Below are 2,498 nucleotides of genomic sequence, written 5' to 3' on the forward strand. Positions count from 1 at the left end.
AAGCGCGTCGATCTCGCCGGACGTGTTGAGCCCGACCTTCTGCTGATAGTCCTGGATGGCCTTGCGGGTGTTGGGTCCGGAAATGCCGTCGACCGTCCCGGAATAGAAATCGAGATCCTTCAATATGCCTTGCACCTGCTCGACAACCGGATCGCCCTTGATCGGTGCCGGCGCGCCGGATGGCCGCACGATGTTGAATGTCGTCTCCGGTTCGTCGGGCGTCGCGTGCGGAAAGCCCGCAATGCTGCGGGTCGCAAAAAATGCGCCGGCATGCGGGAAAGGTTGGTACCACAAGGCATTGGCCGAGACATAGAACAGCGTCACCAGGAACGCCGTCGAGCCGCCCACCAGGACAGGATTGCGCGAGATCATGCCGCCGACGGCGACAGCGCCGTCCTGAAAGGCATTGCTGCGGCGCTTGACCGCCTTAGCCGGTTTTGCGGAGCGAGCCATCTCTGTCCCCTTTCGCCATCGCCACAGGCATGGTCAGCACGCCGGTCTTCTCCGCCTGATGTCCCTTCGGTCCGTTCACCGGCAGGCTGATGGTCACCGTGGTGCCCTCGCCTGGCATGCTTTCGATGGACATCGTGCCCTCGTGCAGCGCCACCAGGCCCTTGACCAGTGAAAGGCCAAGACCAGTCCCCTCGAAACGGCGGGTATAGTCGTTCTGGATCTGCATGAAGGGCTTGCCGAGATTGGCGAAATCCTCCTCGGCGATGCCGATGCCGGTGTCCCTGACCCAGAAATGCAGGCGCGAACCGATCCGCTTGGCGCCGACGACGACGTCGCCGCCGTCGGGAGTGAACTTGATCGCGTTGGAGACCAGGTTGATGAGCATCTGCTGCACGGCGCGCTGATCGGCATTGATGTCGCCGGCGTCCGGCGCGATCTGCGCCTGCAGATCGATGTTCTTGGCCTGCGCCTGCAGTTGCATCATCGACTGGCACATATCGACCGCCTCCGCGAACCGGAACGGCTCGGGTTCGGTCGCATAGACGCCCGATTCAATCCTGGACACGTCGAGTATCGAGGTTACGACGGCGAGCAGATGCTGGCCCGAATCCCGTACCAAGCCGACATATTCTTTCTGGCGCGGATCCTTGAAGGCGCCGAACATCTCATGCAGCAGCATATCCGAGAAGCCGATAATGGCATTTAACGGCGTGCGCAGTTCGTGGCTGACCACCGCCAGGAAGCGTCCCTTCGCCACCTCGGCGGACGCGGCCGCCTCATTGGCTGCCGCCAGATCCTCGCGCAACCGGGCGATCTCGTCATTCTGCCTCAGGACGAACGTAAAGACATCACCCTGTTCCTCACCACGCACGAGATCAAGCGAGAACGGCCGGTAATTGTCGGCCGTCAGGCCATTGCCATTCTGAGGCAGCCGGATGCGCAATTCGAGCCGGCGCGACAGTGCGCCGTCGCGCATGTCGGCCATTGCGCTGAGATAGGAAACGCGATCCGACAGATGGACGCGATCGAAGAGGCCGTTTCCGGACAGCAGTTCGGGCGGCAGTTTCAAAAGCGTGCGCGCTTTTGGCGACGCGTCCAGGACCTCGCCATGACGGGCGACGCGCAAGACCACCGCATCGATGATGTCTTCGAGCCGGTCGGCAGTGTCGAGCACATCAGCCGCATCGGCCGTGTTTTGAAATGCCGATGCGCGCGGGATCAGTGTGAGCGTCCAGGCCAACGGCACCAACCAGTGCCACGCCGCGATCTGCGCTCCTGCGAACGGGAATACGGTTCCAGCCAAAGGCTGAGCCAAGATGGCGACAGCGGCCGACACGGCTCCCCACAGCGCCGCCCGCCGCGAAGCGCCGATCCACCAGGCTTCAAAAGGCAGCGCCACGACAAGCATGGCGACAGGCGAACTCAGCCCGCCCGCGGCGGCAATGAGACTGCCGAGAGAAATGCCGGCCAGCACCAGGGCGACCCAACTCGCTATCGCCATCTTGCCGGTCGCCGCCACCAGCAAGGCGACGAACCAGCACAGGCCAAAGGCGGCGAAAATGGCGGCCATGGTGACGGCGACGCCCATGCCTGAAGTAACCAGCGTGACCGCGGCACCGGCGACAAAGAAAGGAGCGGCGAGCATGACGCCGATAAAGCGGCGCTGGCGCTCGCGGTCGCTCCGCCCAAGGATGGACGGATGGACCATACGTTCGCAACCGGCCGAAATCGCGCCAGGCAATTCAACGTATCTGGCCTTGATTGAACTCAACTCAACGCACTCGCACTTGTCGTGGACAGCTCTGCTTTGCAGATGGTTCTGGTTGGCTTTGAAACTCGCATCCAGCGTTTAAGGAATGGATAAGGCAGGGCCGACCAGGGCCCGGCCTGCGGCAAATATCGGGATGCCGGCGGCCGAAAGCACGGACAAATGCAGCCATAGTAAACGGAGAGTTATCCGCCGACTGCACCCATCGGCCGGGCGCACTCGGCACCTGGACTTCCCTATTTCAAGAAAAACACAGGGAAATCATGGGGATATATGG

2 protein-coding genes are annotated in these 2,498 nt (G+C 62.3%); both read right to left on the reverse strand.

The genetic code is table 11. The annotated features are described in order from the left end of the window. On the reverse strand, positions 1-453 hold a 453-nt coding region (locus tag ENZ75_RS28390; protein ID WP_164888063.1), incomplete at its 3' end, for a peptidoglycan-binding protein. Then, the gene (locus ENZ75_RS28395) at positions 428-2,161 is read right to left on the reverse strand and encodes an ATP-binding protein (RefSeq protein ID WP_013532657.1); all 1,734 of its coding nucleotides are present in this window, start codon (positions 2,159-2,161) and stop codon (positions 428-430) included. The genes ENZ75_RS28395 and ENZ75_RS28390, both read right to left, overlap by 26 nt. Positions 2,162-2,498: the final 337 nt, after the last annotated feature.

Source organism: Mesorhizobium sp. M7A.F.Ca.CA.002.04.1.1 (genome assembly GCF_004022805.1).
Classification (GTDB): domain Bacteria; phylum Pseudomonadota; class Alphaproteobacteria; order Rhizobiales; family Rhizobiaceae; genus Mesorhizobium; species Mesorhizobium ciceri.

Bases quoted from the DNA above. Each gene is read 5' to 3' on its own strand.
- ENZ75_RS28395 (WP_013532657.1), bottom strand. From the start codon at position 2,161: ATGGTCCATCCGTCCATCCTTGGGCGGAGCGACCGCGAGCGCCAGCGC.